This is a genomic window from Streptomyces sp. NPDC001393 (assembly GCF_053597455.1).
Map to the genome: position 1 here is coordinate 22,761 of NZ_JBSFIH010000008.1, position 26,857 is coordinate 49,617.

General features: G+C 72.8%; 23 protein-coding genes and 2 pseudogenes. 15 read left to right on the forward strand and 10 right to left on the reverse strand.

Annotated elements, in window-relative coordinates:
* Window positions 1-89 precede the first annotated feature (89 nt).
* The 5 genes from rhaS (at window position 90) to ACWC2T_RS11995 (ending at window position 5,478) form a co-directional block, all read left to right on the forward strand.
* A complete protein-coding gene (rhaS, locus tag ACWC2T_RS11975; RefSeq protein ID WP_450670234.1) occupies window positions 90-1,169 on the forward strand; it encodes a rhamnose ABC transporter substrate-binding protein in 1,080 nt (359 codons plus the stop codon).
* 17 nt (window positions 1,170-1,186) lie between these two features.
* Window positions 1,187-1,507 (forward strand): L-rhamnose mutarotase, encoded by a 321-nt coding sequence (locus ACWC2T_RS11980; protein WP_450670235.1) that lies wholly within the window; start codon window positions 1,187-1,189, stop codon window positions 1,505-1,507.
* A gap of 40 nt (window positions 1,508-1,547) precedes the next feature.
* Window positions 1,548-2,960, forward strand: coding sequence for a BNR repeat-containing protein (locus tag ACWC2T_RS11985; protein ID WP_450670236.1), 1,413 nt, complete (start codon window positions 1,548-1,550; stop codon window positions 2,958-2,960).
* Window positions 2,961-3,040: 80 nt separating this feature from the next.
* A complete protein-coding gene (locus tag ACWC2T_RS11990; RefSeq protein ID WP_450670237.1) occupies window positions 3,041-4,066 on the forward strand; it encodes a LacI family DNA-binding transcriptional regulator in 1,026 nt (341 codons plus the stop codon).
* Window positions 4,067-4,176: 110 nt separating this feature from the next.
* Entirely contained in the window at window positions 4,177-5,478 is a 1,302-nt protein-coding gene (locus tag ACWC2T_RS11995) for an alpha/beta fold hydrolase (protein ID WP_450670238.1), read from the forward strand.
* A 125-nt stretch (window positions 5,479-5,603) separates the two neighbouring features.
* Here the strand turns inward: ACWC2T_RS11995 and ACWC2T_RS12000 are convergent, their stop codons facing one another.
* A complete protein-coding gene (locus ACWC2T_RS12000) occupies window positions 5,604-7,166 on the reverse strand; it encodes a cytochrome P450 (protein WP_450670239.1) in 1,563 nt (520 codons plus the stop codon).
* 145 nt (window positions 7,167-7,311) lie between these two features.
* Between ACWC2T_RS12000 and ACWC2T_RS12005 the strand changes: the two genes are divergently transcribed.
* Window positions 7,312-7,917: a TetR/AcrR family transcriptional regulator gene (locus ACWC2T_RS12005; RefSeq protein ID WP_450670240.1), complete on the forward strand. Its 606-nt coding sequence runs from the start codon at window positions 7,312-7,314 to the stop codon at window positions 7,915-7,917.
* Between the two features lie 114 nt (window positions 7,918-8,031).
* The gene (locus tag ACWC2T_RS12010) at window positions 8,032-8,772 is read left to right on the forward strand and encodes a DUF2470 domain-containing protein (protein WP_450670396.1); all 741 of its coding nucleotides are present in this window, start codon (window positions 8,032-8,034) and stop codon (window positions 8,770-8,772) included.
* Window positions 8,773-8,828: 56 nt separating this feature from the next.
* Here ACWC2T_RS12010 and ACWC2T_RS12015 read toward each other — a convergent pair whose 3' ends face one another.
* The 4 genes from ACWC2T_RS12015 to ACWC2T_RS12030 form a co-directional block, all read right to left on the reverse strand.
* Window positions 8,829-10,028: a lactonase family protein gene (locus tag ACWC2T_RS12015; RefSeq protein ID WP_450670241.1), complete on the reverse strand. Its 1,200-nt coding sequence runs from the start codon at window positions 10,026-10,028 to the stop codon at window positions 8,829-8,831.
* A 112-nt stretch (window positions 10,029-10,140) separates the two neighbouring features.
* Window positions 10,141-11,220, reverse strand: coding sequence for a hypothetical protein (locus ACWC2T_RS12020; RefSeq protein ID WP_450670242.1), 1,080 nt, complete (start codon window positions 11,218-11,220; stop codon window positions 10,141-10,143).
* Between the two features lie 103 nt (window positions 11,221-11,323).
* Window positions 11,324-12,583: an FUSC family protein gene (locus ACWC2T_RS12025; protein WP_450670243.1), complete on the reverse strand. Its 1,260-nt coding sequence runs from the start codon at window positions 12,581-12,583 to the stop codon at window positions 11,324-11,326.
* 211 nt (window positions 12,584-12,794) lie between these two features.
* Window positions 12,795-13,289, reverse strand: coding sequence for an FBP domain-containing protein (locus tag ACWC2T_RS12030; protein WP_450670244.1), 495 nt, complete (start codon window positions 13,287-13,289; stop codon window positions 12,795-12,797).
* Between the two features lie 102 nt (window positions 13,290-13,391).
* Here ACWC2T_RS12030 and ACWC2T_RS12035 point away from each other — a divergent pair, with 102 nt between their 5' ends.
* Complete coding sequence (locus tag ACWC2T_RS12035; RefSeq protein WP_450670245.1) at window positions 13,392-14,327, forward strand: DUF3626 domain-containing protein; 936 nt, start codon at window positions 13,392-13,394, stop codon at window positions 14,325-14,327.
* Window positions 14,328-14,706: 379 nt separating this feature from the next.
* Here the strand turns inward: ACWC2T_RS12035 and ACWC2T_RS12040 are convergent, their stop codons facing one another.
* Window positions 14,707-15,348 carry a PAS domain-containing protein gene (locus tag ACWC2T_RS12040; RefSeq protein ID WP_450670246.1) on the reverse strand — a complete coding sequence of 214 codons (642 nt, stop codon included), beginning with the start codon at window positions 15,346-15,348 and terminating at the stop codon, window positions 14,707-14,709.
* A gap of 260 nt (window positions 15,349-15,608) precedes the next feature.
* On the opposite strand from ACWC2T_RS12040, the gene ACWC2T_RS12045 reads away from it, so the two are divergent.
* A complete protein-coding gene (locus tag ACWC2T_RS12045; RefSeq protein WP_450670397.1) occupies window positions 15,609-18,785 on the forward strand; it encodes a bifunctional cytochrome P450/NADPH--P450 reductase in 3,177 nt (1,058 codons plus the stop codon).
* A gap of 102 nt (window positions 18,786-18,887) precedes the next feature.
* Window positions 18,888-20,177: an ROK family protein gene (locus tag ACWC2T_RS12050; protein ID WP_450670247.1), complete on the forward strand. Its 1,290-nt coding sequence runs from the start codon at window positions 18,888-18,890 to the stop codon at window positions 20,175-20,177.
* Between the two features lie 268 nt (window positions 20,178-20,445).
* Here the strand turns inward: ACWC2T_RS12050 and ACWC2T_RS12055 are convergent, their stop codons facing one another.
* Both ACWC2T_RS12055 and ACWC2T_RS12060 read right to left on the reverse strand, forming a co-directional pair.
* Window positions 20,446-20,622: a hypothetical protein gene (locus ACWC2T_RS12055; protein ID WP_450670248.1), complete on the reverse strand. Its 177-nt coding sequence runs from the start codon at window positions 20,620-20,622 to the stop codon at window positions 20,446-20,448.
* Window positions 20,623-20,655: 33 nt separating this feature from the next.
* Window positions 20,656-21,686 (reverse strand): annotated as a pseudogene (locus ACWC2T_RS12060) (NAD-dependent epimerase/dehydratase family protein).
* A gap of 176 nt (window positions 21,687-21,862) precedes the next feature.
* Between ACWC2T_RS12060 and ACWC2T_RS12065 the strand changes: the two are divergent.
* A complete protein-coding gene (locus ACWC2T_RS12065) occupies window positions 21,863-22,741 on the forward strand; it encodes an alpha/beta fold hydrolase (RefSeq protein WP_450670249.1) in 879 nt (292 codons plus the stop codon).
* A 343-nt stretch (window positions 22,742-23,084) separates the two neighbouring features.
* Here ACWC2T_RS12065 and ACWC2T_RS12070 read toward each other — a convergent pair whose 3' ends face one another.
* Window positions 23,085-24,128 (reverse strand): PHP domain-containing protein, encoded by a 1,044-nt coding sequence (locus tag ACWC2T_RS12070; RefSeq protein ID WP_450670250.1) that lies wholly within the window; start codon window positions 24,126-24,128, stop codon window positions 23,085-23,087.
* Window positions 24,129-24,178: 50 nt separating this feature from the next.
* Between ACWC2T_RS12070 and ACWC2T_RS12075 the strand changes: the two genes are divergently transcribed.
* Entirely contained in the window at window positions 24,179-24,349 is a 171-nt protein-coding gene (locus ACWC2T_RS12075; protein ID WP_450670251.1) for a hypothetical protein, read from the forward strand.
* A gap of 109 nt (window positions 24,350-24,458) precedes the next feature.
* Entirely contained in the window at window positions 24,459-24,704 is a 246-nt protein-coding gene (locus ACWC2T_RS12080) for a hypothetical protein (RefSeq protein WP_450670252.1), read from the forward strand.
* A gap of 9 nt (window positions 24,705-24,713) precedes the next feature.
* Here ACWC2T_RS12080 and ACWC2T_RS12085 read toward each other — a convergent pair whose 3' ends face one another.
* Window positions 24,714-25,946, reverse strand: coding sequence for a lectin (locus ACWC2T_RS12085; RefSeq protein ID WP_450670253.1), 1,233 nt, complete (start codon window positions 25,944-25,946; stop codon window positions 24,714-24,716).
* Between the two features lie 272 nt (window positions 25,947-26,218).
* Here ACWC2T_RS12085 and ACWC2T_RS12090 point away from each other — a divergent pair, with 272 nt between their 5' ends.
* Together ACWC2T_RS12090 and ACWC2T_RS12095 are read left to right on the forward strand one after the other, a co-directional pair.
* Window positions 26,219-26,413: a hypothetical protein gene (locus ACWC2T_RS12090; protein WP_450670254.1), complete on the forward strand. Its 195-nt coding sequence runs from the start codon at window positions 26,219-26,221 to the stop codon at window positions 26,411-26,413.
* A pseudogene (locus ACWC2T_RS12095) lies at window positions 26,410-26,839 on the forward strand (monovalent cation/H+ antiporter complex subunit F); the annotation flags it as partial. The gene ACWC2T_RS12090 and the pseudogene ACWC2T_RS12095, both read left to right, overlap by 4 nt.
* Window positions 26,840-26,857: the final 18 nt, after the last annotated feature.

Sequence of the window (26,857 nt, forward strand, 5' to 3'; positions counted from 1 at the left end):
GCGCCCGCGCGGCGGAGCCGCACATGAAACACAGCCCCGCGCCCCTATCGGGGCGCTACACCACTCCTCCTGGTAAAGGACCGCCCGTTATGCGCAAGTCATCCCTCCGCCGTGCTTGTGCGGCCCTCGCCACCGCCACCTCCCTCGCTCTCGCCCTCACCGCCTGCGGCGGCACCACCAAGAACGACGTGAAGAACGAGGGCGGCTCGGGCGCGGCGGCCGGCAAGGCCGACCCGAACGCGGCCACCAAGAAGGGCCTGACCGTCGGCTTCCTGCCCAAGCAGGTCAACAACCCCTACTTCACCTCCGCCGACAAGGGCGGCGAGAAGGCGCTCGCCGAACTCGGCTCGAAGTACAAGGAGGTCGGCCCGTCCAGCGCCACCGACACCTCCGGTCAGGTCTCCTACGTCAACACGCTCACCCAGCAGCAGGTGAACGCGATGGCCGTCTCCGCGCAGGACCCCGGCGCGCTGTGCACCGCGCTGAAGCAGGCCATGAAGAACGGCATCAAGGTCGTCACCTACGACTCCGACACCACCGCCGACTGCCGCAATGCCTTCGTCTCGCAGGCCGGCGCCGAGGACCTGGGCCGTACCGAGGTGCAGCTGCTCGCCCAGCAGATCGGCTACAAGGGCCAGATCGCGGTCCTGTCGGCCGCGCAGACCGCGACCAACCAGAACACCTGGATCGACTACATGAAGAAGGAGTTGGCGGACCCGAAGTACAAGAACGTCAAGCTGGTCAAGATCGCCTACGGCAACGACGACGCCCAGCAGTCCTTCCAGCAGACCCAGGGCCTGCTCCAGCAGTACCCGGACCTGAAGGGGATCATCTCCCCGACCACCGTCGGCATCAAGGCGGCCGCCCAGTACCTGTCCGGCTCCAAGTACAAGGGCAAGGTCAAGCTGACCGGCCTCGGCACCCCCAACGACATGCGCAAGTACGTCAAGAACGGCACCGTCGACGCCTTCGAGCTGTGGGATCCGGCGAAGCTCGGCGACCTGGCCGCCCGCACCGCCGTCGCGCTGGCCTCGGGACAGATCACCGGTCAGGAGGGCCAGACCTTCAAGGCCGGCGGCACGACGTACACCATCGGCAAGAACGGCGTGATCAACCTCGGCAAGCCGACCGTGTTCGACGTGAAGAACATCGACCAGTTCAACTTCTAGTAATGGAGCGGTACTTCATGCAGCGCGTCTGTTTCCTCCTCAGGGTCCGCGAGGACCGGCTCGCCGAGTACCGCGAACGCCACGCAGCCGTGTGGCCGGAGATGCGCGAGGCGCTCTCCGCCACCGGCTGGCACAACTACTCCCTCTTCCTGCGCGACGACGGCCTGCTCGTCGGCTACCTGGAGACCGAGGACTTCGCCGCCGCCCTGGCCGGCATGGAGGCCACCGAGGTCAACGCCCGCTGGCAGGCCGAGATGGCCCCCTTCTTCGAGTCCCTCGACGCATCCCGCCCCGACGAGGCGATGAAGCCGCTCACCGAGGTCTTCCACCTCGCCTGACGCCCCCCGCCTGAAGTTCCCGGAGTTCCTGGAGCCGCTCATGAAAAGACGCACCGTGCTCGCGTCGGCCGCACTGGCCGCCGTGGCAACGCCGGGCATCGCACGGGCCGCCGGTCCCGGCCCCTCCGTCGCCAAGAAGAACACGACCACACTCGACCCCCAGGCCATCTACTTCGTCTCCTACGACGGCCTGGTCAACAACAACTCGTTCCAGAAGAACGGCCTGCTGACGTACCAGGGCCACCAGTACGCCGCCTGGTACACCTCCACCGGCAACGCCGTCGTCGCCCGCCGCGTCGCCGGGGGCGGCACCTGGTCGGCGGTCACCCTCCCGCACGTCCTGAAGACCAGCGACTCCCACAACGTCATCTCCATGGGCGTCTCCAAGGTGGACGGCCGCCTGCACCTCATCATGGACTCCCACAGCGACGGCTTCTTCTACGTGAAGTCCGTCGCCGGGCTGATGGACACCCCGGGGGCCACGTCCTGGACCTCCTCCGTCTTCGGCCCCGTCCAGACCTCCCTCGACGGCCTCGCGCTCACCTCGCAGTTCACCTACCCGCAGTTCATCTCCACGCCGGAGGGCGGACTCCAGCTCAGCTACCGGGCCGGGATCTCCGGCAACGGCCGCAACGCCCTCGCCGAGTACGACGGTTCGACCTGGACGGCACTGGGGGAGTGGACCAGCTCCACGGGGACGTACACCAGCTCGCACGGTTCCTCGACCGCGCGCAACGTGTACCTGCACGGCATCGACTACGACGCGGGCGGCCGGCTGCACTCCTTCTTCACCTGGCGGGAGCAGAACGCCGCCGTGATGTGCGACAGCGGCGGCATCACCAACCACGACACCGGCTACGTCTACTCCACCGACCGCGGCCGCAGCTGGCGCGACGACGCGGGCGCGCTGGTCGCCACCACCGGAACCTCCGACACGGTGGCCGTCACCGACGCCGGTCTCGTCGTCGACTTCCTGGGCCCCGACCACTCCCTGATGAACCAGGAGAGCCAGTGGACCGACTCCACAGGCCTCCCGCACGCGATCATCAGCTATGTCCCGGGCCGCTTCGGCCAGTGCACCACCGACTACGTCGCCGACCGCACCGCGCACGGCCGCGCGTTCCACCTGCGCAAGAACTCCTCGGGCAGCTGGACCAAGACCGAGATCCCGGTCCCGCTCGACTCCAGCCAGCGCACCAAGCTGATCCTGGACAAGTACGACAACGCGTACGCGGTCCTCCCCTACGGCCGCATCGCCGGCGCCTCCAGGTCCTCCGGTTACACCGACTGGACGCTGCTCCTCGACGGCAGCGGGCTGGGCGCCTTCGGCGAGGTCGTGATCGACGAGATGCGGGCGAGGTCCGACAACGTGCTGTCGTTCATGTACCAGGAGAAGTCCACCGGTACGACACCCTCGGCGCTGCACGTCGTGGAGTTCTCCCTGCCTGCCTGAACGGACCGGCACCGGGGGCGGTGACGGTAATGTGAGGATCCGCCCGCCGCCCCTCGTCATTCCTGGAGGTCTGAAACCCGATGGCCCAGTCGGTGGGTATCAAGGACGTCGCCCGCGCCGCCGGGGTCTCCGTGGGCACCGTGTCCAACGTGATCAACCGTCCGGACACGGTCGCCTCCGAGACCCGCGCCCGGGTGCAGTCCGCCATCGAGCGGCTCGGCTATGTCCGCAGCGAGTCCGCCCGTCAGCTGCGCGCGGGCCGCAGCCGGATCATGGGCCTGCTCGTGCTCGACATGGGCAACCCGTTCTTCGTGGACGTGGCCCGGGGCGCCGAGCGGGCGGCCCGCGAGGCGGGGCTCGGCGTGATGGTCTGCAACAGCGCCCAGAACGCCGCCGAGGAGGCCGACTACCTGGCGCTCTTCGCCGAGCAGCGGGTGCGGGGCGTGCTGCTCACCCCGGCCGACGCGACCGGCCGGAACATCGAGGCCTTCCGGCGGCACGGCATCCCGTTCGTGCTGGTCGACCGGGTCGCCGAGGGCACCACCGAGTGCTCGGTGTCCGTGGACGACGTGGCCGGCGGTGCCCTCGCGGTCCGCCATCTGGTGGACGCCGGGCACCGCTCCATCGCCTACGTCAGCGGGCCGCCCGGGCTGAACCAGGTCCGGGACCGCCGTACCGGCGCCCTGAACGCCCTCGCGGAGGCCGGACTCGGCCCCGAGGCGCTGCGCGAGCTGCCTACCGAACGCCTCGACGTGGCCGCGGGCCGCGACGCGGGCGCCCGCCTGCTGGGCCTCGCCGACCGCCCCACCGCCGTCTTCTGCGCCAACGACCTGCTTGCCCTCGGCGTCCTGCAGGCCATGTACGCGGCCGGCGTCACCGTCCCCGACGACCTCGCCATCGTCGGCTACGACGACATCGAGTTCGCCGCGGCCGCCGCCGTACCGCTGACCTCCGTACGGCAGCCCGCCGTGACCATGGGTGCCCTCGCCGCCGAGCTGCTGCTGGAGGAGACCGAACAGGGCGAGGGCCGGCGCACGCACGAGCACCGCCGGGTGGTGCTCCAGCCGGAGCTGGTCGTGCGCCGTTCCAGCCTCGCCGCCCGCTGAGCCGGGTGCTGACCGGAAGTTCAGTAACAATCCATGATCCCCGGGCTCGGCGCGGGCCCCGTCATGTGCTGAACTGGGACCCGTCCGTACCGTCCGTCCCAGGAGACCCGTTGAGCCTCAGCTACCGCCAGCCCGGCGTCATCCTCACCGACCGCCGCTTCACCGTGCCCCTCGATCACACCGCCCCGGACGGCGAGACGATCGAGCTGTACGCCCGTGAGGCGGTCGCGAGCGACAAGGCCGGGCAGGAGCTGCCGTGGCTGCTGTATCTCCAGGGCGGCCCCGGCTTCGGGGCGAATCGTTTCGTCGGACGTCAGGCCTGGCTCGACCGGGCCCTGAAGGACTACCGCGTCCTGCTGCTCGACCAGCGCGGCACCGGCAGCTCCACCCCGGCCTCCCGCCAGACGCTCCCGCTCCGCGGCGGCCCCGCCGAGCAGGCCGACTACCTCACCCGCTTCCGCGCCGACTCCATCGTCCGGGACTGCGAGGCCATCCGCGCCGAGGTCACCGGCGGCGCCCCCTGGACCGTCCTCGGTCAGAGCTTCGGCGGCTTCTGCACGGTGTCGTACCTCTCCCTCGCCCCCGAGGGCCTGGACACCGCCGTCATCACCGGAGGCCTGCCCTCCCTGCACGCCCACGCCGACGACGTCTACCGCGCGGCCTACCCGCGCATCGAACGCAAGGTCACCGCGCACTACGCCCGCTACCCCCAGGACGTCGAACGGGCCCGCCGCATTGCCGACCACCTGCTCACCCACGAGGTGACCCTGCCGAACGGCTACCGCTTCACGGTCGAGGCCTTCCAGTCCCTCGGCCTGATGCTCGGTGCGAGCGACGGCAGCCACCGGCTGCACCACCTCCTGGAGGACGCCTTCGTGCGCACCCCGGGCGGCCTCGACCTCTCCGACGCCTTCCAGGAACAGGCCCAGTCCCTGCTGTCGTACGCGGCCCACCCCCTCTACGCCCTCGTCCACGAGTCGATCTACGGCCAGGACGCCCGCCCCACCGCCTGGGCCGCCGAACGCGTCCGCGCCGAGTTCCCGCAGTTCGACGCGGCCAAGGCGCTCACCGGCGACGCCCCGGTCCTGTTCACCGGCGAGACTGTCCACCCCTGGATGTTCGAGGCGGACCCGGCCCTGCGCCCGCTGCGCGAAACGGCCGACCTGCTCGCTGCGCGCACCGACTGGCAGCCCCTCTACGACCCCGCCCGCCTCGCCGCCAACGAGGTACCGGTCGTGGCGGCCGTCTACCACGACGACATGTACGTCGACACCGCACACTCCCTGGAGACCGCCCGGGCCATCCGCGGCCTGCGCACCTGGGTCACCGACGAGTTCGAGCACGACGGCCTGCGCGCGGGAGCGCCACGGGTACTGGACCGGCTGCTGGCGATGGCACGCGACGAGGTGTAACAGCGCCGGCCCGCCGGTTCCTCTCCGGCACGCACAAGTCCATGGGCTACTCGGTGGGTCAGGTGGTCCGGCTACCGCTCCCACAGCGACGCCGACCCGGCCCGGCCGGTACCCGCCTGCAGGCGTCAGTCAGATGCGCGGTGCACGGGACAGCTGCTCGCTGACGCCGGGTGCTCCGGTGCCGGTGCCGAGTCGCATGCGCCCCGCGGCGCCGTCGTCGCCGGGCGCGCCTGTTGAGGGCGCTCACACCGTTCCAGGCCCAGCCGCAACCCTTCCGGCATCACCGTCAGACGTTCGGTCACGCTCAGCCGGTAGGCCGGGTCGGGCAGCAGGGCGTAGCGGCGCAGCAGGAGGCCGAGCACCAGGGTGGCCTCGTGCAGGGCGAACTGGCGGCCGATGCAGGCCCGAGCGCCGGTGCCGAAGGGTTTGAAGGTGTGCGCAGGACGGGACCGTACGGCAGCCGGCTCGAAGCGGTCCGGGTCGAAGCGCTCGGCGTCCTCGCCCCAGACCTCCGGGTCGCGGTGCAGCATCGGTGTCAGCACCAGGGCCCACGCGCCCCGGAGCATCGGGTGGTCGTCGGCGAGCACGGTGTCCTGCCGGGCCTCGCGGGCGAAGGCGGGGGCGGTCGGCCACAGGCGCAGGGACTCGTCCAGCACCCGGCGGACGTAACGCAGCTTGGCCACCTGGTCGTAGCCGGGCCGCTCGGTGTCGCCCCAGACGCGGTCCACCTCGGCGCGGGCCCGGGCGGCGATCTCGGGGTGCCGGGCGAGGTAGTACAGGGCGAAGGAGAGCGCACCCGAGGTGGTCTCGTGGCCCGCGACCAGGAAGGTGATCACCTGCTTGCGGACGTTCTCGGCCGCCAGTCGCTCACCGGTCACGGGGTGGGCCGTCTCCAGCATCCGGTCCAGCAGGTCGCCCTCTCCGTGTCCCGACCTGCGCCGCTGCGCGACCAGGTCGTCGACCGTCCGGTTCAGGTAGGCCATGTCGGCCGCGCTGCGCCGGGCGGCGGTGCGCAGCAGCAGCGGGGCCAGCGGTGTGGGCACGCTGTTGAGGCGCTGGGCGTAGGTGAGCGTGCCGACCATCGCGGTGACGAAGGGGTGCGGGCGGTCCCGTTCGAAAGAGGCGAAGTCGTGTCCGAACCCGGTCCGCGCGATCGTCTCCAGGGTCAGCTTGGTCATGTCGCCGGGCACGTCCACCGTGCGCCCGGCCGCCGCCTCGCGGTCCCAGCGAGCGGTCAGGCGCTCCGCGACCGCCAGCATCATCCCGTGGTAGCCCTCCATGGCCTCCCGGCTGAAGCCGGGCGCCAGGACGTCGTGCGCCAGCTGCCAGTTGGGCTCGTGGTTGTAGGCGGTGAACAGGCCGTCCCCGGCGAGGGGGCGCAGATTGGCCACGCCGAGACCGACGTGCTTGGCGAACCGGGACTCGTCGGCCAGGTCCGCGGCCGGCCGGGCGCCCCACACGAACACGAACTCCTTGCCGAAGGCGCGCCGCCGGAAGACCGGCCCCAGCTCGCGCGCGAACCGCATGGAGTCCTGCACCGGCTTGCGCCGGTCGACGCCGAGCACATCGCCGAGCAGCGGCACCCGGCGCGGCGGATGCGGGATGCGGTGCAGCTCGGGCCAGCCCAGCTCGGCGCTGCGGAAACCCGTGGGCAGCCCTGTCTCCGTCGTCCTCGTCGTCTCCGCCATGACGCCGATCTCCCTTGATCCAGCGGACCGTCGAATCCGCGACGCGCTGTGTGACGCGACGCCGCGACGCACGTGTTGTACGTGGGTTCAATAACCGCTTTCAGTCTGGTCCGCTTGTTGAACCCGCGTCAAGTAAAGTGACGCCATGCCCGCGAACCAGGGGGAGCGTGCCCGGCGCAGACTCAGCACCCAGGAACGGCGTGAGCAGCTGCTGTCCGTCGGCGCGAAGCTGTTCTCGGAGAGCCCCTACGACGACGTGTGGATCGAGCAGGTCGCCGAGATCGCCGGGGTCTCCCGGGGGCTGCTGTACCACTACTTCCCGACCAAGCGGGACTTCTTCGCGGCGGTCGTCGAGCGCGAGAGCGAACGGATGCTGCGGATGACGGCGGCCGTGCCCGGCGTGCCGGTGCGCGAGCAGCTCACCGCCGGCCTCGACACCTACCTCGGTTATGTCCAGGCCCACGCCCACGGTTTCCGCGCCTTCCACCGCGCCGACGCGGCCGGGGACCAGGCCGTACGCCGGGTCTACCAGCGGGCCCTGGCCGCCCAGGAGCGGCAGATCCTGGCCGCGCTCGCCGCCGACCCCGAGTTCGGTCCCGTCTTCGAGAGTGCCCCGCACGTCCGCCTGGCCGTGCGCGGCTGGCTCGCCTTCACCACCGCCGTGTGCCTGGAATGGCTGCGCGACGGTGAGTTGACCCGCGAGCAGGTGCGCGACCTGTGTGCGCGGGCGCTGCTGGGCGTCATCGCCTGATCCTCGCCCGCCCGCCGTCCGATCCCTTCCGCCGGTGGGGTGCGGTTGGCGTGCGCCCCGATCTCCGATAAGTTAGGCAAGCCTTACCTAAGGAGGTCTCGGATGGGTGACACGATGGGTGACAACCAGGACTGGACGGCCGCACCCGGCGCGGCGGAACGCGCCCGGTCGGTACTGGCCGCCGCCTGGTCGTGCGCGGTGACCGCGGACGGCGCCCGCGAGGAGTACGTCGGCGCGCACACCGTGACCGACGACGGCGCCGTGCGGCTGACGGTGCCCGACGACAGCGCCCTGCTGACCGCGGCCATCTGCGCCCCACGCCAGGAGCCCTCCGCCGTGCTGGAGTTCGCCGACGTGGCCCCCGTACCGGTGCGCAGCCGGATCCGGGCCCGGCTCTACCTCGCCGGCTGGTTCGCACCGGACCGCGGCAGCCTGCTGTTCCGGCCCACGCGGGTGGTGCTGCGGCGGTCCTCCGGGGCCGTGGTGGCCGACCTCGACGAGTACGCCGCCGCCCGGCCCGACCCGCTCGCCGAGGCCGAGGCCCGGCTGCTGACCCACCTCGCCGACGCCCACCCGGACGCCGTGGAACGGCTGACCCGACTGGTGCGGCCGGAGAGCCTGCACGCAGCGACCCGCGTGCTGCCCCTCGCCGTCGACCGGCACGGACTGACCCTGCGCATCGAGCGCACCCGCGCCCACGGCGACGTACGGCTGCCCTTCCACACGCCCGCCGACGACGTCGCGCAGCTCACCGAGCGGATGCACGCCCTGCTGGCCCAGGCCGCCGCCGCTGCCTGCCCCCGCGCGCGAGGGCCCGTCCGGCGGTTCGAGGCACAGGGAGGCAGCGGCGCCTGATCGGCCCCGAGCGGGGTGAACCCCCGCGTGCGTGGCATGGTCCGCCGGACAGGCCGCTACAGCGGCAGCGCGCAGACGGCGACGGGCGAGGTGAAGGGCTCGCCGGCCGACCGCAGCTCGCCGCTGCCGGCGTCCACGTGGAAGACGGTGACCGTCCCCGAGCGCTGGTTCGCCGCGAACAGCAGCCCGCCGTCCGGCGAGAGAGCGATCTGCCGCGGGAAGTCCCCGCCCACCGGCACCGTGCCGAGCAGCCGCAGCCGTGCGCCGTCGGCCTCGACCGCGTACCGCGCGAGGCTGTTGTGTCCCCGGTTCGCCAGGAACGCGTACCCGCCGTCCGCCGACACGGCGAACTGTGCCGGGTAGTTGGTGCCGCCGTCCGAACCCGTGGACTGCGGCTCGCCGATCGTCAGCCGCCCGGAGGCGGGGTCGTAGCCGCAGACGGCGACCGTGTCGTCCACCTCGTTGGCCAGATAGGCGTACCGGCCGCCCGGATGGAAGGCCAGATGCCGCGGTCCCGCCCCGGGCCGGGTCTGCGCCCGTGACACCTCCGTCAGCGTGCCCTTCGCCTCGTCCAGGCGGTAGCTGTAGACGGTGTCGGTGCCGAGGTCGACCGCGAGGACATGGCCGCCGTCCGGGCTGGTGATGAACTGGTGTGCGTGGGGCCCCTGTTGACCCGGTCCGGGTGACGGGGTGGTGTGCGTGACGAGGTCGGTGCGCTCGCCGAGGGCGCCCGAGGCGTCGACCGGGTGCACGGCGACACTGCCCGAACCGTAGTTGGCGCTCAGCAGCCAGCGTCCGGAGGGATGCACCGACAGATGACACGGGCCCGCGCCGCCCGTGCCACGAGTGCCGAGCACCTGCCGGTCGGCGAGGCGTACGGCCGTCACGCCGCCGTCCTGGCGCTCGTCCACCGCGTACAGCGTGCGGCCGTCCGGGTGCACGGCGAGGTACGACGGGTCGGGGACGCCGGTGAGCGTCCCGGAGCCGGTGATCCGGCCGGTCGCCGGGGCGTAGGAGGCCAGTCCGATGCCGGTGCCGCCCCCGTCGACCGAGGTGTAGGTGCCCACGTACAGCGGACGCGGACCGGAGGGCCCGCGGGGCCGTGCGGCGGCCCTGGGCTCCTCCGCCGCATCCGTGGTGCCGGCCTGCGGGGCCGCCGGGGACGGCACCGCCACCACGGCCGCCGTACCCGCCACGGCGCCGACGAACCGGCGCCGGCTCCAGCGTCCGTCCACCGGCCCGTCGTCCGTGTCCATGCCGCACCTCAGGTCGTCGGTTGCCCCGGTCGTGACAGCCACCTTGACCCGAACCCGTCACCAAGGGCAAGCCAGGCAACGGGCGTTGCGCGAGATGCAACGGACAGTTGCTCTACCACTCACCGTCCTCGACCGGCTTCCCCGGCGCGTCCTTCAGCGGGGTCACCTGGCCGGCCGACGGCGGCTGCCACGGGTCCAGGTCGTCCCCGAGCCATGCGCCGACCGGTTCTACCGCCTCCAGGGGCTCCGCGGGGGCCAGATCCCCGGCATCGGCGTCGTAGTAGTCGTACCAGGGCAGGCCCGCGCTCGTGTACGCCGCCCGGTCGACCGGCGACGGCGGGGGCGCCTCGCCGGTGATCCGCCGCCACTCCGGCGGCGTGACCAGATGCACGAACACCCGCCCGGCGGGCTCCTCGGACCAGTCCGTCAGCGGACGGTCGTCCCGGTACACCTCCTGGCGCATCGAGCCGCCGACACCCAGACCCATGGCAGCGGCCCGGCGCGGCGCGGCACCGCCGGCGGGCGGCGGAACGGGTCCGCCGGGGGCGGCCGGCATCGGGGCGCCACCGGGCGCGGACGCCGTCATCGGCATGCCGTACCCGCCCGTCGGCCCGGCCGCCAGGGCCCTGCGCCGGGCCTCCTCCCGCGCCCGCTCACCGCGCCGCCACTCCGACAGCAGCGGCTCCTTCAGCGGGAAGGACTGCAGCTGCACCCCGCCCCACACCTCCTCGCCGGTGACCTGCCCCTCCACCGTCGCACCGAGGCCGAGCGGCACGGCGACGAACTGGCGGACCGTCCCTTTGCCGGAGTTGATGCCGTCCAGCCAAGGCTGGCGGGGGAGTGGCAGGTAGTTCTGCGGATCGCGGGCGAGCCGGCCGCTCCAGGGCCGGCCGGACACCGCGCACACCTTGCCGACGCCGACCTGCAGCGCCGCCGGCTCCCGCGTGCCGGAGAAGCTCAGCCACATCGCCTCGCGCAGATACACCGGCAGCATCACGCCACCCCGTGCCCGCCACTCGGCCGGGACGGTGTCCGGGTGGTCGGAGACCCGCCGGACGGGGAACTCGCCCAGTCCGGGCGGCAGCGGATGCGTGCCCGTCTCCGGCAGCCGCAGCGTGCGGACGAACCGCACCGCCACCCCGCCCGGCAACCGCAGTGTGTTCCCCTCGATCCGCACCCCGGAACCGGCCATCCGCTCGCCCCCTCGCACTCCGTGCCGGCCGCCCGGCGCCTCTCCCACTGCGCGGGCCGGCGGCTCCGGCACCCTTCGCGCCGAGCCCTGCCCGGCAGCCTCCTCACCAAGAACGCTCGCCGAACCCCGCACGGTTCCGCCACAGCTCCTCCTGCACCCCGAGCCGTTCGCGCAGCCGCGTCATCCGGGGCAGCTTCGCCCGCTGCCTTCGCGAGACCCGGTCCAGCTCCTCGAACAGGCGGCGGGTGCGGTGCTCGGTGTTGAGCTCGTCGATGATCCGGGTCGTCTCGGTGAGCACGGCTCCGAACAGCTGCCAGTTCGCCCATTCCTCGTCCTTGGTGATCTCCTCCCGGATCAGCTCGGCCAGCCGGTCCCGGGTGCCGGCCGCCGTGTGCAGCTCGGCGGACAGGCGGGCCTCCGCCGACTCGGCGTTCTCGCTCAGATGCGTGGTGACCAGTACTGCGAAGCTGACCACCGCGTCGGCGATCTCCGACAGCAGCTGTTCCACGGTCGCCCCGACCCGAGGCGGGAACAGCTCCTCGGAACCACGAGCCTTGGCCAGATCCGTGAAGGTACGGGCCAGCACCCGCAGGACCACCGTGCAGATCTCCAGCGTGTCCAGACCGGTCCGCAGCACCACCCGGTGCAGCAGCCCCTCCTTGACCCGGGGATTGAGCCGCAGACTGTCCTCGGCCTGCCTGAGCGACGCGTCCACCTGGGTGATGTGCTGGTCAAGCTGCCGGGCCTCGTGCAACCGCTCGGCCGCTCGCTCCCAGGAGATCCGGCCGGCGGCCTCCTCGCCCATCCGCAGCATCAACTGACGTACCCGGCGCGCCTGGTCCTCGATCGACCGTCCCGCCTCGTCCACCCACACCGGGGGTGGGAGCAGCAGGTTGCAGGCCGTACCGACGACCGCGCCGATCAGCGTCTCCACGATGCGCGCCCAGGCAGTGAACCCGACGGTGGTGACGCCGAGGACCAGCATGGCGCTGATCGCCACCTCCGCCACGTACTCGTCGACCCGCACCAGGTGCCCGACGGTCAGCGAGGCCACGATCAGCAGGGCGAGGCTCCACCAGGTCAGCCCCACCAGCACGCTGAAGGCGATCGCGACCAGCACCCCGGCGACCACCGAGTTCACCCGGCGGATACCGTTGGTGAGGGTGGCGTAGAAGGTCACCTGGACGACCAGCAGCGCGGTCAGCGGCGCGGTCAGCGGGGCCGGCTCGGGGCTCAGCCGGAGGGCGATGACGTAGGCGATCGTCGCCGCCGTCGCCGACCGCAGTGTCTGGACGACCACCGGCTCCCGGCGGCGCTCCAGAAGGCGCTGCAGTCCCGTGGTCCACTTCCGTACGTCGTGCATCCCTTGGCCTGTTCCCGTTCCTCGGGTGGGGCAAAAGTCCGCGACTGAGGTCCATACCTGTCCGCAAGCCTTCGTACGGTGCTCTCGGCGGTTGCTCGGCGGTCGGGAGACCGCCACATAGAGGGGCGGTCCCAGCAGGCATACGGCCTCGCGCCAGGCCGAACCGGACAAGGTCCTGGACGCCGTGGCCGCATGCGGCCGGTCGGCGCCGTCAGACGTACAGCTTGTCGATGAAGGCCGACAGATTTCCCGTCGTACGGGCGATCTGCTGCTCCATCGTCAGGGTCTCCTCGAACCGGGTGCCGGACTCCGGTGCCTTCTTGCCCCGCACATACAGCGAACACGCCAGGTCGGTGCACATGTACAGGCCGACCGAGTTGCCCTCGCGGCCCGCCGCCCCCGCCTTGCGTGCCGCCATCAGCGTCACCCCGCCGCCGGGATGCGTGGTCAGACACACCGAACACATGCTGCGGTGCAGAAACCCGCGCTGCGAGGTCTGGAAACGCAGGGCGACGCCGACGAGCCGGCTGTCCCGTTCGGTGACCAGATAGCTGCGGTCGGGTGCCCCCGGATCCCGCCAGCCGAGGAAGTCCAGGTCGTCCCACGGGCGTTCACCGAGGTCCCGCGGCACCGTCAGTCGCTTGGCCTCCCCCTTGGAGCAGTTGATAAAGGAGTTGCGGATGTCCTGCTCGGTGAGCGATCTCATGGGGGAGTCCTCTCGGATTCGTCGCCGTGAACCCAGTGGGTCCATGAACCTAATGGGTCTAGGTTCATGGCTAGCCTAGGTAGCCAAGGGGAGGGTGGGCCAATGGATTTCCGGCAGAGGTTGCCGCCGCGTGCCCGACGCGCGCTGGATCATGTCGCCGCAGGGGTGAACGGCCCACCGCTCGACCCCGGTCTGCGCATCACCCTCAACTTCCACCCCGACCGGGTCTCCGGCGGACTGCCGATCCTCGCCGCGCTGGCCCGCGACGGCGCCTACCACTCCCAGTACGTCACCGGCACCAGCAACGGCGGTCTCACCGCGCACCCGGGCGGCGACCGGTACCGCTGGGAGAGCCGCATCTTCGGCGGCGCGTACGACGACGCGGCCCCGGCCGAGCGCCCGCTGTACGGCGCCCTGAACTTCCGTCATCAGGTCGTCGGCGCGGCCCCGCGCTTCGGCTCCTCACACCTCAGGCTCGCCGGAGCGGTCCTGGAGAGGGCCACCTTCTGCTATCCGGACAGCGCGGCCGAGCCGACCGACTTCGGCGTGGCCTCGGCGATGCCGCTGATCGCACTCGCGGAGGCGGACGAGCAGGACCCGCTCAACGACTACATCGAGAGCCATGTGCACGCCGGTGTGCTGCTCGCCAGGGACGTGGAGGCACTCGTGCTCGACGCGAGCTACCGCGGCACCCCGGTGGAGACGGCGGCCCGGCACCTGCCCTTCCCACTGCAGTGGCACCCCGGCTACCGGCTCACCGTCACCGCACTGCGCTGCCACGCCGACTACCGGGGGCCGGAGTACGCCGACCTCGGCGCGCTGATCGCCGAGCGCGGCCTGCTGACCCCGCGCATGATCGGCGACGCGGCCCGCACGGGCCGGTACGAGCTCCAGGACCTGAAGATGGTCTGGCACACCCTGGCCCGCTTCGGCGCCCCCGAGGGCGCAGGCACGGCATACCGGGCCATGACCACTTCCCAGGCCCCCGGCCACGGCTCGGCCACGCCCAGCCGGAACCATCGCCTGCGGTCCGAGTAGGCCCGGCTTCGCCGGCTGCGGCTTCTTCCGGCGCGGCGTAGGCGGCCCGGCGGTATGGCGTGGGTGGTCGACGGCAACAGCCTGAGCCGCACCCCAAGGCCGGGCGGGTGGGGCCGATCCCGGCCTTGGCCGGAACTGCCGCCTCGGCGGCGCTCTCGGCGGCCCTGAGGGTCGCGGTACGCCTCCGGCGGTCTTCCGGTGCCCCCCGTTCGGTCCAGGCGTCCCTCGGCCCGGCCGCCCCCGGCGTGGACGCTTCCGGTGCGGTCTCATCCGGCCGCGCCGGCCCCGGTACGGATTCTCACTATTCGGCTCCCCGGCCCCGGCCCTCCCCTGGGGCCTCTCCCAGCCCGGCGGTCTCCTCCGGGGCAGCCGCTCCGCGCTACCCCGCCTCCGCCGTCCTCGCCTCCGGTGGCCACACTGCCGGCGTCAGGACGCCCAACGCGTAGGCGCGGGCGACCAGTTCGGTGCGGTTGGCGGCGTTCCAGCGGGCCGACAGGCGGCGCAGGTGGTAGGTGACGCCGTCCTTGCTGAGGCCCAGTTCGCGGGCGGCGCCCGCGGTTGTGGCGCCGCGGGCCAGCAGGGCCAGCACCCGGCCCTCCACCGGGGTGACCCGGGCCGGCTCCGGTTCGGGCGGCGCGCACTCGCCCCGCACCCGCAGCATCACCAGCAGGGCCGGCGTCTCGTCCACGCTGTCGCTGACCGGGTCCGCCGTCAGTTCCCCGAACCGCTCGGTGCCGCCCGGGGCCCGCCAGCGCACCGACACCTGGTAGCGCGAGCGGTGCCGCAGCCGCAGCGCCTGCGCGATCCGCTCCACCTGGGTGGCCTCCTGCGGGCGGAACAGGTCCAGTACGTCCCGTCCGCGCAGTCGCCCCGGTGCCGTACCGCACTCCGCCGCCATCGCGGGATTGGCCAGCACCACCACGCCGTACACATCGCACACGGCGACCGGCACCGACACCCGGTCGAAGAGCATCAGGGCCCGGTTGCGCCATACGACCCCGTCGGCCCGCCCCAGGTCCATGTCCACCTCCCGAAGTGCCGAGCCACCCCCTCATCCAAGACGAAGATCCAGGTCGGCGGCAAACCGCGCGCCCGGTGCGCGGTGACCTGCCCGTGGGCCGCGGCCGGCGCAAGGCCCGCAACCGAGATTTGACTGCGCGATCGTGTAGTGCCGTGGCCCGAGGGCGTCCCGTCGGTCGATGAGGCTGGGACGCAGTACGCCGTTACCGCCAGTACCCCGTTACCGCGAAAGGCAGTTGTCGCGCCATGCCCCCCACCGCCCTGCCCCCCACCGCCCTGCACCCCGACCCGGCCGGCACCCTGCCCGGCGTCCCCGTCGTCGACATCACCGCCACCGGTCCCGGCCGCACCCCCCTGCAGCAGGTCATGGACCTGATGCGGGCCCACGGCCCGGTGCTCGTGCGCCGGCTGCACGGCCGGGACGCGCTGTTCGTCGCCGACGCCGACCTGGTCGCGGACCTCGCCGACGAGGAGCGGTTCGCCAAGCACATCGGGCCCGCGCTGCAGAACGTGCGCGAATTCACCGCCGACGGCCTGTTCACGGCGTACAACGACGAGCCCAACTGGGCCAGGGCGCACGACATTCTGATGCCCGCCTTCGCGCTCGGCTCGATGCGCACCTACCACCCGGTCATGCTCAAGGTGGCCCGCAGGCTCATCGACTCCTGGGACCGCGCGGTGCAGGCCGGACGGCCCGTCGACGTGCCGGACGACATGACCCGCATGACCCTCGACACCATCGGTCTGGCAGGCTTCGGATACGACTTCGGCTCCTTCGGACGCGACGAGCCGCACCCCTTCGTGGAGGCGATGGTCCGCTGCCTGGAGTGGAGCATGCTCCGGCTCGCCCGCACCCCGGGCCAGGACCACTCCGCCGCCGACGCTGCCTTCCGGGCCGACGCCGACTACCTCGCCCAGGTCGTCGACGACGTCATCGCCGCCCGTGCCGGCACCGACCAGAGCGGTGCCGAGGACCTGCTCGGGCTGATGCTCAGCGCGCCGCACCCCGTCGACGGCACCACGCTGGACGCCGCCAACATCCGCAACCAGGTCATCACCTTCCTCATCGCCGGACACGAGACGACCTCCGGCGCGATGTCCTTCGCCCTGTACTACCTCGCCAAACACCCCGCCGTGCTGCGGCTGGTGCAGCGCGAGGCCGACGCGCTCTGGGGCAGCGCGGCCGACCCGGAGCCGTCGTACGACGACATCGGCCGGCTCACCTACACCCGCCAGGTGCTCAACGAGGCGCTCCGGCTGTGGCCGACGGCCGCCGCCTTCAGCCGCCATGCCCGCGAGGACACCCTGCTCGGCGGCCGGATCCCGCTCGCGGCCGGCCAGGCCGTCACCGTGCTCACCCCGATGCTGCACCGGCAGCCCGTGTGGGGCGACAACCCGGAGCTGTTCGACCCCGAGCGGTTCACCTCGGAGGCGGAGGCGGCCCGCCCGGTGCACGCCTTCAAGCCCTTCGGCACCGGTGAACGCGCCTGCATCGGACGGCAGTTCGCACTGCACGAGGCGACCATGCTGCTCGCCATGCTGGTCCACCGCTACCGGCTGCACGACCACGCCGACTACCGGCTCACCGTGAAGGAGACCCTCACCCTCAAGCCCGAGGGCTTCACCCTCACCCTCACCCCGCGCACCCCCGCCGACCGCGCACACGCCTCGCTGCCGGGCGCCCTGCCCGTGCGGGACGAGCAGACCGCGGCCGCGGACACCCTCCCCGCCCGGGTCCGCCCCGGCACCGGCGTCCTCTTCCTGCACGGCAGCAACTACGGCACCTGCCGCGCCTTCGCCGCCCAGCTCGCCGACGAGGCCGCCGCCGTCGGCTGCGCCACCGAGATCGCCGCCCTGGACACGTACGCGGACGGCCTGCCCACCGACCGGGCCGTGGTCATCACCGCCGCGTCCTACAACGGCCGCCCCACCGACGACGCCACGGCCTTCAGCGCCTGGCTCGACGGCACCTCCGACCTGACCGGCGTGACCTACGCCGTCCTCGGCGTCGGCGACCGCAACTGGGCCGCCACCTACCAGCAGGTTCCCACCCGCATCGACGCCCGCCTCGCCGAACTGGGCGCCACCCGCCTGACCGACCGGGCCGCCGCCGACGCCTCCGGCGATCTGAGCGGCACGGTACGGAAGTTCACGGCCCGGCTGCGCACCGCGCTGCTGACGGAGTACGGCGATCCCGACGCCGGTGCCTCGACGGAGGAGCCCACGACCGACTACGAGGTCCGCACGCTGACCGGCGGCCCGCTGGACGCCCTGGCCGAGCGGCACGGCCTCGTCCCGATGACCGTGACGGAGGCGTACGACCTCACCGCGCCCGCATATCCGCGCACCAAGCGGTTCCTGCGCATCGCGCTCCCCGGGGGCGTCACCTACCGCACCGCCGACCACCTGACCGTGCTGCCCGCCAATGTCCCTGACCTGGTGGACCGTGCCGTCGCCGCGTTCGGCCTCGACCCCGACGCCGTCCTGGACATCCGGGCCACCCGCTCGCGCCGCGACGGCCTCGCGGTGGACCGCCCGCTGACCGTACGGCAACTCCTCACGCACCACGTCGAGTTGCAGGAGCGGCCCACGGCCCGGCAGCTGGCTCTGCTCGCCGAGGCCAACCCCTGCCCGCCCGAACGCGCCGCGCTGGCCGCCCTGACCGAGGACGATCCGCGGACCCTGCTCGAACTCGCCGAGGACCACCCCGCCCTGCGCGGCGCGCTCGGCTGGCCGCTCCTGCTCGACCTGCTGACCCCGCTGCGGCCCCGCCACTACTCGGTGTCCTCCTCTCCGGCCGTCGACGCGGGCCGGGTGGACCTCATGATCTCGGTCCTCGACGCCCCCGCCCGCTCCGGACGGGGCCGCTACCGGGGCACGGGCTCCGGCCACCTCGCGACCCTCCGGCCCGGCGACACCGTGTACGCACGCGTCCAGCCCTGCCGCGAGGCCTTCCGGATCGACGCCTCGGCACCGGTCGTGATGGTCGCCGCCGGCACCGGACTCGCCCCGTTCCGCGGAGCCGTCGCCGACCGCGTCGCGGTCCGCGCCGCAGGGGCCGAACTCCCGCCCGCCCTGCTGTACTTCGGCTGCGACGCCCCCGACGCCGACTTCCTGCACGCCGGGGAGCTGCGGGCCGCGGAGACCTCCGGCGCGATCTCGCTGCGACCTGCCTTCAGCGCCGCGCCCGAGAACGGGGCCGCCTTCGTGCAGCACCGCATCGCCGCCGAGGCCGACGAGGTCTGGGAGCTGCTGGAGCGCGGTGCGCGGGTCTACGTCTGCGGCGACGGCGCCCGGATGGCGCCGGGCGTCCGCGCGGCCTTCCGTTCGCTGTACCAGGAACGGACCCCGGGTGCCGACGAGGCGGCGGCCGGTCGTTGGCTCGACTCGCTGGTGGCTGAGGGGCGTTACGTGGAGGACGTGTACGCGGCGGGCTGAGCCGCTTAGCTCAGATCATGAACTAAGGGTTGGGAGAATCTCGCCTTCCGCCTGCCCGAAGAGGTATGTTGCAGGTCGGACACGGTTCGTGAAGGGAGCCGCATGGCGGGGCGCAACGGACGCACGGTACGCGACCTCAGGCGGGGCAACCGCACGGCGGTGCTGCAGAAGCTCTACTTCGACGGCCCCCTCAGCCGTTTCGAGCTGGGCTCGGCCACCGGCCTGAGCTCCGGCTCGGTCAGCAACGTGGTCGCCGACCTGATCGCGGACGGTCTGGTCGAGGAGGCCGGCAGCGTCGACTCCGACGGCGGTCGGCCCCGCACCCTGCTGCGCGTCGCCCCGGGCAGCGGACAGATGATCGGCGTCGACGTCGGCGAAACCCGTGTCCGCGTCGAGCTGTTCGACCTGGCCCTGACCGAACTGGCCCGCACCGAGCGCCGGTTGGCCCCGCAGGGCTACGACGTCGAGGTGATCGCCGGTCACATCCGCGACGGCATCGCCGAGGTCCTGGGCGCCGAACAGGCCGTGCCCGAGCGGCTGCTCGGCGTCGGCGTCGGCGTCCCCGGCATCGTCGAACACACCCCGGAGCAGGGCGCCGTCGTCCACGGGCAGACCATCGGCTGGGACGCCGTACCGCTGGAGCAGCTGCTCCGCTCGGCCTCACGGCTCCCCGAAGAGATCCCGTACTTCATCGACAACGGCGCCAAGACGCTGGGCCAGGCGGAGATGTGGTTCGGCGCGGGACGCGGGGCCCGCAACGCCGTGGTCGTGCTCTTCGGCTCCGGCGTGGGCGCCTGCGTGGTCACACCCGAGGTGGAGAACGGGCGGGCGGTGGAGTGGGGGCACCTGACCGTGCGGGTGCGCGGACGCCGCTGCCGCTGTGGAGCGCTCGGGTGCCTGGAGGCCTATGCGGGCGCCGAGTCGCTGCTCGCCCGCTGGCGGGAGGAGGGCGGCCGGCCGCCCGAGGGCACCGAGGAGGAGACAGCCCTCACCGCGATGCTCGCCGCCGCGTACCCGGCCGAGGGCGCCGAGCCCGACCCGGTCGCGCGGGCCGTCCTGGAGGAGACCGCCGAGTACCTCGGAGCCGGCCTGTCCGACCTGATCAACCTCTTCCAGCCCGAGCGGATCCTCATCGGCGGCTGGGCCGGGCTCCAGCTGGGCGCCCGCGTCCTGCCGGCCGTACGGCGGCACGCGACGACGTACGCCCTGCGTCATCCGGCCGGCAAGGTCACCATCGACCTCGGCCGGCTCGGCCCGGACGCGGTCACCGTCGGCGCGGCGATCCTGCCGCTGGCCGACTTCTTCACCAGCGGCGGCCGCCGCCCGGAACCGCTCACCGAGGATCGCCTGCCGGCGTGGCGCGCGGCGCTGCGGGAGAGGACACCGCGGTAGGCGACCCGTCGGCTGCGCAGCGCCCGGTACTGAAGACCCGGTTACCGCGCCGGCTGGCCGGGTGCCGCTGCGCCCCGTGCCGCCCCCAGCGGCGCGACTGCCCGCAGTGGCGACTGTGCTTGAATGCGCCAGGACCGCAGCGCTCCGTAGGGGGCACGGGGCTGTATCGACATGCGGCTCCGCCGCGCGGGTGCGACCAGCTCCGACGGCGCCGCACACGACCGACGGCCTCCCGCGGCACGACGCCGGCCGCCGTGCAGGCCGCCGCTCAGCCGGATGGCTCGTCCGCGTCCGGCGCGTCCGCCGCCGGGGTCGCCTCTTGCTTGCGCGGCTTTTCCGGGGTGACCTCCCACGGGTCCTTGCCGGCACCCGCCTGCTGGTCGGGCATGTCCCTCGGGACGGGGCCCGTGTCGCGGTCCGGCTCCGGCTCTCGTTGTGCGGCCATGGCGTTCTCCCCTCGGCCCGGGCGCGCGGCGGGTCAGCCGACCTTGCGCCCGCGCATCGGCTCGGTGTCCATCCCGGCGCCCTCCCGCAGGCCGTCGAGGAACTCGTGCAGCACCTCGGTCGCCATGCCGCGGCTGCCGGCCCAGCTCGGTGTGGGCCCCGGCCGCAGTCCATGAGCGGCAGCCGGAGCACCGCGTCGAACAAGTGCGGGGACGCCGGGAGCAGGTGCAGGCCCCAGGCGGCGGCGATCGCCGACCGGGCCGCCGTACGCGGCAGCCGTACCGGGCGGCTGCCCAGCAGCTCGCCGAGCACGCCGGCGTCGAGCGGCGGGTCCGCGGCGAGGTTGAAGGCACCCCGCGCGCCGTCCGAGTGCAGTGCCGGCCGGTAGGCCTCGGCGGCGTCGTCCGTGTGCAGCGCCTGAACCCTGAGCCCCGGGATGTCCGGCAGGAACGGCAGCAGTTCCTGCCGGGCCGGCGGACCCGGCAGGAAACGCCAGCCGAAGATCCGCCGCTGTTCGCTCGCGGACTCCCGCTTGAACAGGAACGCCGGGCGCATCCGCGCCACCCGCACCCCGGGGTGGTCCCGCTCGAACACGTCCAGCGCGCGCTCCAGGTAGGCCTTCTCCCGGCAGTAGGCGGCGTCCGGCCACCCGTGGGTCGGCCAGGACTCGTCCACCGCGCGGTCCATCGGGCCGGGCGAGTACGCGCCCACGGACGAGGCGTGCACCAGCACCGGAACCCGCGCCGCGGCGACCGCCTCGAACACCCGGATACCGCCGAGCACATTGGTCCGCCAGGTGACCGCCGGATCGTGCGTCGGCTGGAACGCCCAGGCCAGATGGACCACCGCGGCGGCGCCCTCGAAACGCTCGGCGAGGTTCGCCTGTGCGGAGGCGAGGTCGACCGCGGACCACTCGGTCCTCGGCGGCGACCAGGGCGGCGTATGCCGGGCCAGTCCGCGCACCGACGCGATGTCCGGGTCCTCCGAGAGCAACCGCACCACGCTTGTGCCGACATTGCCGGTGGCGTCCGTGACGACGACCCTGCTGCCCGCTGCGCTGCTCACCCTCGGCTCCTCTCGGCCCACGCTCCGGCCGACCGGCCGGGTACCCGGGCCCGGGCGCGCGCACACCCGGCCATGACGTGGCGGGTAATCGACCGGTGCGCGGAGTCCGGGGAGCATCGAGGACGTCAGCGCGACCGAGAGACGTCGCACCAGACCCCACCGCCGAGGAGGCACCCATGCCGTACTTCGAGAGCCCCGTCGACGGCACCCGTCTGCACTACATCGACCACGGCCCGGCCGCCGGCCCGGTCGCCGTCTTCGCCGCCAGCGCCTACCTCGGCCACGAGATGTGGGAGTACCAGACGCTGCCGCTCGCGGAGGCCGGCTTCCGCTGCGTGGCGCTGGACCGGCGGGGCCACGGACGCTCCGAGGACACCTGGAACGGATACGACCTCGACACCCTCGCCGACGACCTGCACGGCCTGCTCGACCACCTCGGCCTGCGCGAGGTCACGCTGGTCGGCCACTCGGTCGGCAGCGGCGAGGTGATCCGCTGCCTGACCCGGCACGGCGGGGGCCGGGTGGCCCGCGTCGCCCTCGTCGCCGGGGTCAGTCCCGGGGTCGTCCGCTCGCCGGGCACCCCGGACGGCTGGGATCCGGCGGACGTGCGGGCCGACGACGAGGTGTTCCGGCGGGACCGTGCGGCGTACTTCACCGCTCTGGCCGACGACTTCTTCGCCGTCCACCGGCCCGGCAACCAGGTGTCCCCGCACTACGTCCGCCCCCTGATCGACTGCTGCCTGGACGCCACTCCGCGGGCCGCGAACGGCATCCGGGCCGTGGTGGCCGCGCTGGACCTGGCCGGCGAACTGCCCGCGCTGGACCTGCCGGTGCTGGTGGTGCACGGTACGCACGACGCCTCCGCGCCGCTGGCCCTCACCGGTGAGCGGGCGGCCCGGCTGCTGCCGGATGCCACCCTGAAGGTGTACGAGAACGGCGGCCACGGCCTGTTCGTCACGCACGCCGCACGGCTCACGGCCGATCTGCGGGAGTTCATCCAGGCCGGGGTCGTCCGCAGCGGCGAGCCGGCCGGTGCCGGAGCGGCCGGCCGGTGAACACGAAAGGGCCCCGGCCGTGACGGGGGATTCACGACCGGGGCGGTCAGGTGGTGGGCACGGATGGCGGTCGCCTCTCGGCGAAAGGCTCCACAGGGCTTCAGCCGAACGATCGTCCCTGTGGGCAAAAGGTGAGGCCCGGGGACACTGCCCCATCCGTACCCACGGTTAGTTCAACGGGCAACCACCCCATGGTGTTCCGGTCGGCCATGTGACCTGCACCACTCCCATGATGCTCACGCCAGTGGGCTCCCGTCCAGCGGTCCGTGCAGGTGGTCGGCGTCGACGAGGGTCCCGGCGACGCCGGAGACCGCTGCGCGAGCCGGGTGCCACGCCGGGCAGGTCAGGAACCCGCCGCGCGGGCCGGCACCCGCCCCTCCCGCGTCCAGTCCAGCAGCTCGTCGGCGGACCAGGTGGTCACCACCCGATCGGCGGGCACCCCGCACTCCTCGGCCCGTGCGCAACCGAGGATCTGCCAGTCGAGCTGGCCGGGCGCGTGCGCGTCGGTGTCGACGGAGAACAGGACCCCCGCCTCCACGGCCCGGCGCAGCAGCCGGCGGGGCGGGTCCAGCCGCTCGGGCCGGCTGTTGATCTCCACGGCCGTACCGGACTCGGCGCAGGCGGCGAAGACCGCGTCCGCGTCGAACTCCGACTCCGGCCGTCCCCGGCCCGTCACCAGCCGCCCGGTGCAGTGCCCGAGCACATCGGCGTGCTCACTGCGCACGGCGGCCACCATCCGGCGGGTCATCGACCGGGCGTCCATCCGCAGCTTGGAGTGCACCGACACCACGACCACGTCCAGCTGCTGCAGCAGCTCCGGTTCCTGGTCCAGCGAGCCGTCCTCGAGGATGTCGCACTCGATGCCGGTGAGCAGCCGGAACGGCGCCCAGCGCGCGTTCAGCTCCGCCACCACCGCAAGCTGCTTCCGCAACCGCTCCGGCGACAGGCCGCGGGCCACGGTCAGCCGGGGGGAGTGGTCGGTCAGCGCCGTCCACTCATGGCCCAGCTCGGCCGCGGTCCGCCCCATCTCCTCGATCGGGCTGCCCCCGTCGGACCAGTCCGAGTGGGTGTGACAGTCCCCGCGGAGCATCGCCCGCAGCCCGGCCCCGGCAGCCTCCGCCCCGACCGACGCCCCGGCCTCCTCCTCCAGCTTCCGCAGATAACCGGGCACCTCCCCGGCCAGCGCTTCCCTGACGACCTGCGCGGTCTTCGGCCCGACCCCTTTCAGCGCCTCGAGGGTCCCGGCCGCCGCCCGCTCGGCAACCTCGTCCGCGGGCAGGGCGGCCAGCGTCCGGGAGGCGGTACGAAAGGCTTTCACCCGGTAGGTGGGAGCCAAGGCCCGCTCCAGCAGAAACGCGATCCGGTCCAGGGCGGTCACGGGTTCCATGCACCCCAGGGTGCGACGGATGCCGGTCGCGGGCGCGGGGAGGCGGCGACATGCGGCTCCGCCGCGCGGGCGCGACCAGCCACCACGCGCCCCGTTCCGGTGCGGGCCTGTGCGGGCAGCACGCGGCTCGGCACATGATCCGGCAGGGCGACGGCGGCATGCTCCGTATGGGCCCGCCGGCCGGTTCGCGCCTGACCAGCGACGACTGGCGAAGTCTCTGAGACGGTGCGCCCGTGCAGGAGGCGCCGCTCCGGCCGGCCGGCAGTGATGTCTCCTGGACGGGTCCCGCGGATGAGCCGTCCGCCCGCATAGCGTTCTACGCTGAATTGCATGACCGAACAAGGTGTTCCCCACATCGCCCATCCGCGGGTTCTGGTGCACGGGGTGTGCCCGGGCAAGCCGGGCGAACCGCCCTTCAGGATCATCGAGATCGACGGTCAGGTGGTCGGTGCGGCCAGGACGGTCACCGATGTGCTGGAGACCGCCGCCGCCTACGGCATCCCCATCCACGACATGGACGACCCGGACACGGTCCGCTGGGTGGGCGGCGGCAAGTACACCTGGACGCTGCACTGAGGCGACGGCTCAGCCGACCGTCCACTTCTGGTTGGCGCCGCCCGTGCACGTCCAGATCTGCAGGCGTGTGCCGTTGGCCGAGTTGTTCCCGGTCACGTCCAGGCACTTGTTCGCCTGCGGGTTGACGATGTCGTGCGCCCCCGTCACCGTCCACTTCTGGTTCGGGCCGCCGGTGCAGTCCCACAGCTGGACCGTGGAGCCGTCCGCGGTGCCGTTGCCCGTGACGTCCAGGCACTTGCCGAGCGCCCGGATCGTGCCGTCCGAGCCGACCGTCCATTGCTGGGCTGCCGTGCCGTTGCAGTCGTAGAGCTGGACCGGTGTGCCGTTCGCCGGGTTCGCCCCGGCCACATCCACGCACTTGCCGGCCAGGCCCCGTATCGGGACCCCGGCCGCGCTGTCGCTCGTCGTCACCGACACCGAGTCCACCACCAGTTGCTGCGGGAACTGTGTGCCGGCGTCCGGATCGCCGGGCCAGTAGCCGCCGACGGCCAGGTTCAGGATCAGGAAGAACGGCTTGTTGTCGAACACCCAGGTCTTTCCGCCCAGGTCGGCGGGCGTGCGCCGCTCGTAGACGGTCCCGTCCACGGACCAGGTGATCGAGCCGGGGGCCCAGTCCACGGCGAAGGTGTGGAAGCCGTCCGCGAAGGCCTGTCCGTTCGGCAACGTGTAGGCCGCGCCGATGCCGCCGGAGCCGGAGTAGCCGGGGCCGTGGATGGTGCCGTGCACGGTCGAGGGCTCGAACCCGACGTTCTCCATCACGTCGATCTCGCCCGAGTCGGGCCAGTTCACGGGCGTGCCCAGCATCCAGAACGCCGGCCACATGCCCTGCCCGCGCGGGATCTTCATCCGCGCCTCGACGTGCCCGTACCGGGCGTCGAACTTCCCGGCCGTGTTCAGCCGGGCCGAGGTGTACTGGCAGCTGCCGTACCAGCACTGGTAGCCGGCCGGGTTCTCCTTGCGGGCCGTGATCACCAGGTGGCCCTGGCCGTCGAGGGCCGCGTTGTTCGTGCCGGACGTGTAGTACTCCCGCTCATGGTTGTTGACGTTGTCGCCGGTCTCCAGATTCCACTTCGAGGAGTCGACCGGGGAGCCCGCGGGCCCGTCGAAGGTGTCGGAGAAGGTGGTGACGGTCGCCGTGGGCGCGGCGGCCCGGGCCCGTGCCGGGCCGACGGCGGCGGACCCGACCAGGACGGCGGACAGGGCGGCGAGGAGGCATCTGCGGAGCAGGCGTGGGGAGGTCATGTCTCTCCGGGTATCTGCGTGGGGGGTGAGATGCCTCTTGATTTAAGAAGTGAGAAAAGGCGGCGTCAATACCCTGGTACGGACCTGTTGCTGACGTATGGTCAGTCGGCTGCTGCCGGGAGGCTCCTTCAGGCGCAGGTCGCTCCCGGGGCACTCCGGTTGCGGACCCGCGTGCCGCCGCCCCTGCAGGGCCCGGCGGTGCTTGGATGCCCCGAGCGGCGCATCGGACAGATCGCCGCGCATGTGTGCAGAGCGGACCGAGGAGGTGGCGGATGACCCGGCGCACGGCGCCACGCACGGTCCTCCTCGTCCTCGGTGAACTCCTGGTGTGGTGGGGCGCGCTGGCAGTGCTGTGGCTGGTGTTCATCACCTCGGTCGACACCCTGGAACGGGTCGTCGGCGGGTGCGCCGCGGCGGTCGGGGCGCTGCTGGCACGGGCCGGCCGGCGGGCGGTGACCTGGCGGTGAACGGCTGGATCCTCGCGGCGACCGTCGAACTGGGCGGGGGAGGGGCGGCCGCCCTGTGGGGTGTCAGCACCGGCCCGCCGGGTCGTCGCCCAGAACATGGGCACCCCGGCCCTGTGCCCGGCCCTGCTGCTGCTCTCCCAGGGCTACGGCCGCCCGGCCTACGTCGACCTCGCCCTGCTGCTGGCCCTGCTCGGCCCGATCGGCACACTCGTCTTCGCCCGGCTCCTCTCGGACGAACTGGAGGGCGAGCGGCCGAGCGCCTGGGGGCTGACCTGGACCGCCGCCGCACTGAGCGCGGCGGTCGTGGCCGCCGTCTGCGCCGCCACCGGCCCCGGCCGCGCCATGGTGAAGCTCCTGGTCATCGGCGCCCTCCTGATCACCGGCAACGTGATCGCCTCACGCGCTCTGTCCGGCGGCTTCCGGGGGGGTGCGGGGTGGCTGACA

What these genes read in the sequence shown, in the direction of transcription:
- rhaS (WP_450670234.1), top strand. Translation starts at nt 90, where the DNA reads ATGCGCAAGTCATCCCTCCGCCGTGCTTGTGCGGCCCTCGCCACCGCC.
- ACWC2T_RS11980 (WP_450670235.1), top strand. Translation starts at nt 1,187, where the DNA reads ATGCAGCGCGTCTGTTTCCTCCTCAGGGTCCGCGAGGACCGGCTCGCC.
- ACWC2T_RS11985 (WP_450670236.1), top strand. Translation starts at nt 1,548, where the DNA reads ATGAAAAGACGCACCGTGCTCGCGTCGGCCGCACTGGCCGCCGTGGCA.
- ACWC2T_RS11990 (WP_450670237.1), top strand. Translation starts at nt 3,041, where the DNA reads ATGGCCCAGTCGGTGGGTATCAAGGACGTCGCCCGCGCCGCCGGGGTC.
- ACWC2T_RS12000 (WP_450670239.1), bottom strand. Translation starts at nt 7,166, where the DNA reads ATGGCGGAGACGACGAGGACGACGGAGACAGGGCTGCCCACGGGTTTC.
- ACWC2T_RS12005 (WP_450670240.1), top strand. Translation starts at nt 7,312, where the DNA reads ATGCCCGCGAACCAGGGGGAGCGTGCCCGGCGCAGACTCAGCACCCAG.
- ACWC2T_RS12010 (WP_450670396.1), top strand. Translation starts at nt 8,032, where the DNA reads ATGGGTGACAACCAGGACTGGACGGCCGCACCCGGCGCGGCGGAACGC.
- ACWC2T_RS12015 (WP_450670241.1), bottom strand. Translation starts at nt 10,028, where the DNA reads ATGGACACGGACGACGGGCCGGTGGACGGACGCTGGAGCCGGCGCCGG.
- ACWC2T_RS12020 (WP_450670242.1), bottom strand. Translation starts at nt 11,220, where the DNA reads ATGGCCGGTTCCGGGGTGCGGATCGAGGGGAACACACTGCGGTTGCCG.
- ACWC2T_RS12025 (WP_450670243.1), bottom strand. Translation starts at nt 12,583, where the DNA reads ATGCACGACGTACGGAAGTGGACCACGGGACTGCAGCGCCTTCTGGAG.
- ACWC2T_RS12030 (WP_450670244.1), bottom strand. Translation starts at nt 13,289, where the DNA reads ATGAGATCGCTCACCGAGCAGGACATCCGCAACTCCTTTATCAACTGC.
- ACWC2T_RS12035 (WP_450670245.1), top strand. Translation starts at nt 13,392, where the DNA reads ATGGATTTCCGGCAGAGGTTGCCGCCGCGTGCCCGACGCGCGCTGGAT.
- ACWC2T_RS12040 (WP_450670246.1), bottom strand. Translation starts at nt 15,348, where the DNA reads ATGGACCTGGGGCGGGCCGACGGGGTCGTATGGCGCAACCGGGCCCTG.
- ACWC2T_RS12050 (WP_450670247.1), top strand. Translation starts at nt 18,888, where the DNA reads ATGGCGGGGCGCAACGGACGCACGGTACGCGACCTCAGGCGGGGCAAC.
- ACWC2T_RS12055 (WP_450670248.1), bottom strand. Translation starts at nt 20,622, where the DNA reads ATGGCCGCACAACGAGAGCCGGAGCCGGACCGCGACACGGGCCCCGTC.
- ACWC2T_RS12065 (WP_450670249.1), top strand. Translation starts at nt 21,863, where the DNA reads ATGCCGTACTTCGAGAGCCCCGTCGACGGCACCCGTCTGCACTACATC.
- ACWC2T_RS12070 (WP_450670250.1), bottom strand. Translation starts at nt 24,128, where the DNA reads ATGGAACCCGTGACCGCCCTGGACCGGATCGCGTTTCTGCTGGAGCGG.
- ACWC2T_RS12075 (WP_450670251.1), top strand. Translation starts at nt 24,179, where the DNA reads ATGCGGCTCCGCCGCGCGGGCGCGACCAGCCACCACGCGCCCCGTTCC.
- ACWC2T_RS12080 (WP_450670252.1), top strand. Translation starts at nt 24,459, where the DNA reads ATGACCGAACAAGGTGTTCCCCACATCGCCCATCCGCGGGTTCTGGTG.
- ACWC2T_RS12085 (WP_450670253.1), bottom strand. Translation starts at nt 25,946, where the DNA reads ATGACCTCCCCACGCCTGCTCCGCAGATGCCTCCTCGCCGCCCTGTCC.
- ACWC2T_RS12090 (WP_450670254.1), top strand. Translation starts at nt 26,219, where the DNA reads ATGACCCGGCGCACGGCGCCACGCACGGTCCTCCTCGTCCTCGGTGAA.